The organism is Selenomonas sp., from assembly GCF_052169755.1.
Lineage (GTDB): Bacteria > Bacillota > Negativicutes > Selenomonadales > Selenomonadaceae > Selenomonas.
Genome location: NZ_JBQNBV010000123.1, coordinates 1 through 6,217 on the forward strand (window position 1 = coordinate 1; position 6,217 = coordinate 6,217).

Sequence of the window (6,217 nt, forward strand, 5' to 3'; positions counted from 1 at the left end):
ATCGACGCAGGTGCATCCCTTTTCTATGCAATGACCCAAATCACCAATGATACTTCTCGCCGCGGTTGATCTTGAAGGCGCGATAGACTTGCTCATAGAGCAGAAGCCGCACCATCTGATGCGTGAAGGTCATCGGCGAAAACGAGAGTCGAAGGTCGGCGCGCTTTCGCACCGCCGCGGAAATACCGAACGCGCCGCCGATGAGAAACGTGAGGTCGCTCTTCCCTTGAAGCGCGAGAGCGGCGATCTTTTCTGCAAGCGCTTCTGAGGAAAGAAGCTCCCCGCGCACATCGAGCGCGATGAGAAAGCTCTTTTCCGGCACGAGGCGCAAAAGGTTCGCGCCTTCTTTTTTCAGCGCATCCTCTTTTTCTGCCTCGGACGGGCTTTCCGGCATACGCTCCTCGCGCGTTTCGATCAGCTCTACGGAAGCGAAGGGGGAAAGACGCTTCTCATACTCCGCGACGCCTTGGAGCAGATACTTTTCCTTGAGCTTGCCGACCGCCAGAATGCGTATCTTCATCGGTTCGACTGTGGCATCTCCTTGAGCGTCGCCATCAGCGTTTGCTGCTTGCCGTTTCGCTCGATGACGAGTTTGACTTTATCGCCGACTTTATGCTCCGCGACAGCCGCCCGAAGTTCCGCGACCGTATTCGTCTCTGTATTGTCAACCTTCAAGATCAGATCGCCGCGCTCGATGCCCGCCTGATGCGCCGGTCCGCCGAGTTCAAGATGCTCGACGTAGACGCCCTTTTCCGCGTTCAGCGTGTAGCCGGCGCGCGACGCCGTCTCCTTGTCGAAGATGCCCACGCCGAGGTAGGGGCGCACGACGTAGCCGTTCGTCAGAAGCTGATCGATGATCTCCTGCACCGTGTTGATCGGGATGGAAAAGCCGATGCCTTCGACGCCGTTCGCCGAGATCTTCGCACTGTTGATGCCGACGACCTCGCCGTCTGCGTTGACGAGTGCGCCGCCCGAGTTGCCGGGGCTGATCGCCGCATCCGTCTGGATGAGCTTCAGGCGGCGCTCACTGATGTCGAGCGTGCGGTTCAGCGCACTGATGACGCCCGCCGTCACCGTGCCTTGGAACTCAAGCCCCATCGGGTTGCCGATGGCGATGGCAGGCTCGCCGACGACGAGATCATCCGAGTTGCCGAACTTCGCCGTCGGCAGCCCCGTCGCATCGACTTTCACGACGGCGATGTCCGTAAGCTCGTCCGCACCCACGAGTGTCCCCTTGAACGTGCGTCCGTCCGGAAGCGATACGGTGATCTCCTTCGCTCCTTGAATGACGTGATTGTTCGTGACGATGTAGCCGTCGCTCCTGAAAATGACGCCCGAACCGACGCCCTCCGTCTCAACCGGCATATTGAACCAATCGCGCACGATCGTCTTATTCGTAATGCCGACGACGGCGGGGCCCACCGAGCGAGCCGCACGCACCGCAGGCGTATTGCGCGCATCCGACAGCGGCTTCTGACTCGCCGCCTGCTCGATGGCGATGTCGCCCGAGACGGAATTGTCCTTGCTCTTCGCCGTGCTGTCCGAGCAGCCGGCAAAGAGTACGGCGCCGACGACAAAGACGCCGATCATACCCGCGAGCGGCTTCTTCTTTCGATTCCAAAAACATGTCATGCAAATTCCTCCTCCATTCCCGAGGTTCTGCGGCGCATCTTTTCTTCGCGCCGCTGTAAAGCCATTATAGCACGGATTACACGTTTCGCAAGGGCATCGCGCGAGTTTCAGCAAACTGTAACATAGCCGCCGAAGCAAAGAGAAAACGCCCGCCAAAAGCGAGCGTTTTCCTTTTGCCTGCGATCGGATCTCAAAGCTTAAATTTCGCAACGCCTTCCTGAAGATCCTGCGCAAGATCGGCGAGCGTGTGGCTCGCGGCGGCGATTTCTTCGGCGGACGCCGCCTGCTCCTCGGAGACGGCGGATACGTCCGTCGCCTTCTGCTGCACCGCCTGCGACAGCTCGCTGACCTGCTGCACCGTATCGACCGTACTCTTGCAGTCCTTTTCGAGCATCCCTGTGATCGTCGTGACCTTGCCGACCTGCTCAATCAGCGCACGAATCGACTCCGCAATGCTTGCAAACTTCTCATCCGCAGCCTGCACATCGCCGACATTCGCCTTGACTTCGCTCGCCTGCGTTTTCGTCAGTGAGAACGCGCTCTCGATCTGCGCGGCGTTCTTGCCGATGACCGTGCTGATCTCCTGCGCCGCCTGCTCGCTCTGCTCGGCGAGCTTTCTGACTTCGTCGGCGACCACAGCGAAGCCCTTGCCCTGCTCGCCCGCACGCGCCGCTTCGATCGCCGCATTCAAGGCGAGCAGCTTCGTCTGACCGGAGATGTTCGTGATGACCTCATTGATCTCCGCGATATTCTTCGAACCGTCGTAAAGATTCTGCACGGCATCGCCGACCTTGACAGAGTTCGCTGCAAGATTTTCTACGCCGGCGACCGCCTTTTCGAGCGCCACCCGACCTTCCTGCGTCGCCTTTTCCGTCGTCTGTGCCACTCGCGTCGAGGCATCGACGACCTTGGCAATACTCTGCGTCTGTTCTCCCATATTGTGCGCGACTTCGTTCGCCATCTCCACGATGTCGTTTTGATGCGCCGCACGCTCGGCGATGTCAATGACGGCTTCCGCCGCCGCCTGTGACGCATTCGCCGTCTGCGTCGAGCTTGCCGTCAGCTCCTCCGACGAGGCGAGCACCTGCTCGGCAGCCTTCGATGTATCCTCGACCATCTTGCGAAGCGTCGCAAGCATCTCGCTTGAGCTGTTTTGCAGAACGCCGATCTCATCGACGCGGCCGCTCTTCACCAGCTTGTGCGTGAGATCTCCCTTGGCGATGAAGCTCATCGTTTCGGACAGGATCTCGATCGGAGAAATCATGCCGGAAAGGAAATAATAGGTGATGCCGCCCAAAAGCGCCAGGGCAGCCAGGCTGATGACAAAAATCGCATACGACATCCGCGTAACCGCCGCAAAAGCCTCGTCTTTCGGCACCTCAATGACGATGTGCCAATCCGTCGAAGGAATCGGCATCGCCTGATAGAACTTCGATACGCCGCCAAACTCCGCCTCGAACGCCTGCGGCTCCTTCGCGGTAAATTTCGCTGCCAGATCCTTATGCGCACCGCCGTCCATCTCATTGAGCGGCGGATCGTCAAACGTGAACTTCTTATGATAGATGAACTCGCTTGACGGACCCAGCACGAAGAGCGTCCCATGCTCGCCGACCTTTACATCCTGTAAGATGCTCGTCATATCATCGACGGAAACATCCATGCCGATGACGGCGACGACCGCGCCGTTCTTGCGGATCGCCTTGCTGACCGTCATGACCCGCGTCTTATCCGGATCCGACTGATAGACCTCGGAAAGCACCGCCTCATTGGAATCGACGGCTTGCTTATACCACGGACGCGTGCGCGGATCAAAGCCGTCCGAAGAAGCGTCCTTCGCTACGAAACTTCCGTCAGGAAATCCCACATAGAAATCAAACACGCCCTCGCGTGCCGAGAGGTCATAAACCACCTGCTGCAGCTGCTCTCCCTGCGGCATACCGTCCTCCCAGTCTTGCACGATGGTTTCCACCATAGCGCGCTTTTCCTGGACGCTGCCGTTAAGCTCCGCTGCATAGCGAGCCGCACGCTGTTCCATAGCGACCTCCAGCGACTCCTTCAAGCCGGAACTTGCCATAAAATAAATGATTGTACCCATGAGAACAAAAATGACGATGAGCGGTATGCCTATGCTCAAGAGCATCTTCGGTTTGAGCTTCATTTCTTCTTCCTCCCTGCTGCTTATGTCCGTGCATGTCTCCTGCACGCGGAAAGGAACCGCAACGACGATTCCTCTCCCTCTTCTAGCCTATCGTCAAATCTCCTGCAAGACCGTCAAATTCTCATCCATTTTTCATTTATCTTGGCACGATGTCCAAAAATCAGACATTTCTACATGGGCGTAAAAGTAACTCACGCCTCTCTGCATGACGGCTGAATATATGTCCTGAAAAACCTATCCGCTTTCCCTCAAAGCCGGAACTTCGCAACGCCCGCTTGCAGCTCCTGCGCAAGATCCGCAAGCGTATGGCTTGCGGCGGCGATCTCCTCGGCGGACGCCGCCTGCTCTTCGGAGACGGCGGACACATCCGTCGCTTTTTGCTGCACCGCATGTGACAGCTCGCTGACCTTTTCCACCGTATCGACCGTACTCTTGCAGTCCTTTTCGAGCGCTCCCGTGATCGTCGTGACTTTGCTGACCTGCTCGATCAATGCGCGGATGGCCTCCGCGATACTCGCGAACTTCTCATCAGCGGCGCCGACTTCCTCCACACTCTCTCGGACCTCTTCATCCTGCGCTTTCGTCAGCGAGAACGCACTCTCGATCTGCGCAGAGTTCTTGGCGATGACCGCGCTGATCTCCTGCGCCGCCTGCTCGCTCTGCTCGGCGAGCTTTCTGACTTCGTCGGCGACCACAGCGAAGCCCTTGCCCTGCTCGCCCGCACGCGCCGCTTCGATCGCCGCATTCAAGGCGAGCAGTTTCGTCTGACCTGCAATGCTCGTGATAAGCTCGTTGATCTCCGCAATGTTTTTCGAGCCGTCGTAGAGGTTCTGCACGGCGTCGCCGACCTCACGGGAGTTCGCCGCGAGACTGTCGACGCCGGCGACCGCCTTTTCGAGCACTTTGCGGCCTTCGCGCGTCGCCTCGGCTGTCGTCTCTGCGACCTTCGTCGAGTTGTCCACAGCCGCTGCAATCTCCTGCGTCTGTTTGCCCATATTGTGCGCGACCTCGTTCGCCATCTCCACGATGTCGTTCTGCTCCGCAGCGCGTTCGGCGATGTCGATGACAGCTTCCGCCGCTGCCTGCGAGGCGTTCGCCGTCTGCGTCGAGCTTGCCGTCAGCGCCTCCGACGATGCAAGCACCTGATCGGCGGCTTTCGAGGTATCCGCGACCATCTTTCGCAGCGTCGAAAGCATCTCGCCCGCACTTTCCTGCAAGACGCCGATCTCATCGGCACGGTCGCTTTTCGGCACCTTATGCGTAAGATCGCCCTTGGCGATGAAGCTCATCGTCTCAGACAACACCTCGATGGGAGAGATCATGCCCGTCAGGAAATAGTAGGTAATGCCGCACAAAAGGACAAGCGCCAACAAACAAATAACAATCGTCGCATAGAGCATTTTCGTCGCCGAAGCAAACGCTTCCGACTGCGGCACCTCAATGACGACATGCCAGCCCGTCGAGGCGATCGGCACCGTCTGATAAAACTTCTGCACACCTTCGAACTCTGCCTCGATCATTTGCGGCTTATCCGACATGAACTTAGCCGCCAGCTCCTTATACTTGCCGCCGTCCATCTCCGCAAGCGGCGTGTCATCAAGCTGAAACTTCTTATGATAGATGAACTCGCTCGCGGGACCTAAGACAGCGATCGAGCCATGTTCACCGACCTTGACGTCCTTGAGCATTCCCGTCAGAGATTCCACCGAAACATCCGTGCCGATGACGGCGATAAGCTCTCCGTTGTGACGCACCGCCTTGCTCAGTGTCACGATGATCGCGCCGTCCGCAGCATTCTTATAGACATCGGAAAACACCACACCGTCTGCTGCAGCAGCGCTCTTGTACCAATCGCGCGTACGCGGATCCCATGTAGGCGGATACTCTTGGCTCGTCACATGAGAGCCGTCGGGACGTCCGATGAGGAAGCCATAGACGCCGTTGCAGCGGCCCAGATCATCAACCGTCCCCTGCAATGCCGCATTGTCAGGCATACCGTCCGCCCAGCTCTTGCCAAGAGCCGTCAGAAAAGCCGCCTGTTCTCGAATATTGCCGTCAATCTCCACGGCGTAGTGATCCGCACGCTGCTCCATGCTGACCTCGGTCGCCGCTTTGAGACCCGTGCTCGCCATCATATCAATGACAGCGCCCATGACGATAAAAACAATGAGCAGCGGGATACCGATACCCATCAGCATCTTAGGTTTAAGTTTCATCTTCATATCCTCCTTATCGAATAACAAAAACCTCATGTCAGCCACTTAATCGCCGGAAAAAGGGACATGCAGCTGTTTATCTCTCATATTTTTCTACTCTTTTATCGTGTTTTTCACATTTTTCCCTAAGAAATTCCCTTTATTTTTACTATGAACCCCCAAGAAGTCAAGCCCGAAGGGCGCAGACTGATTGGCTAGGTTTCTGTAAGGC

General features: G+C 57.5%; 4 protein-coding genes. All 4 read right to left on the minus strand.

Annotation, left to right across the window (positions count from 1 at the left end; translation table 11 throughout):
- Window positions 1-40: 40 nt before the first annotated feature.
- Window positions 41-520: a 23S rRNA (pseudouridine(1915)-N(3))-methyltransferase RlmH gene (rlmH, locus tag ACTTKG_RS08530; protein ID WP_442673790.1), complete on the minus strand. Its 480-nt coding sequence runs from the start codon at window positions 518-520 to the stop codon at window positions 41-43.
- Entirely contained in the window at window positions 517-1,632 is a 1,116-nt protein-coding gene (locus tag ACTTKG_RS08535) for a S1C family serine protease (RefSeq protein ID WP_442673791.1), read from the minus strand. The genes rlmH and ACTTKG_RS08535 overlap by 4 nt, the downstream gene beginning before the upstream one ends.
- A 190-nt stretch (window positions 1,633-1,822) precedes the next feature.
- Entirely contained in the window at window positions 1,823-3,790 is a 1,968-nt protein-coding gene (locus ACTTKG_RS08540) for a methyl-accepting chemotaxis protein (RefSeq protein ID WP_442673792.1), read from the minus strand.
- 248 nt (window positions 3,791-4,038) lie between these two features.
- Window positions 4,039-6,006 (minus strand): methyl-accepting chemotaxis protein, encoded by a 1,968-nt coding sequence (locus tag ACTTKG_RS08545; protein ID WP_442673793.1) that lies wholly within the window; start codon window positions 6,004-6,006, stop codon window positions 4,039-4,041.
- Window positions 6,007-6,217 lie beyond the last annotated feature (211 nt).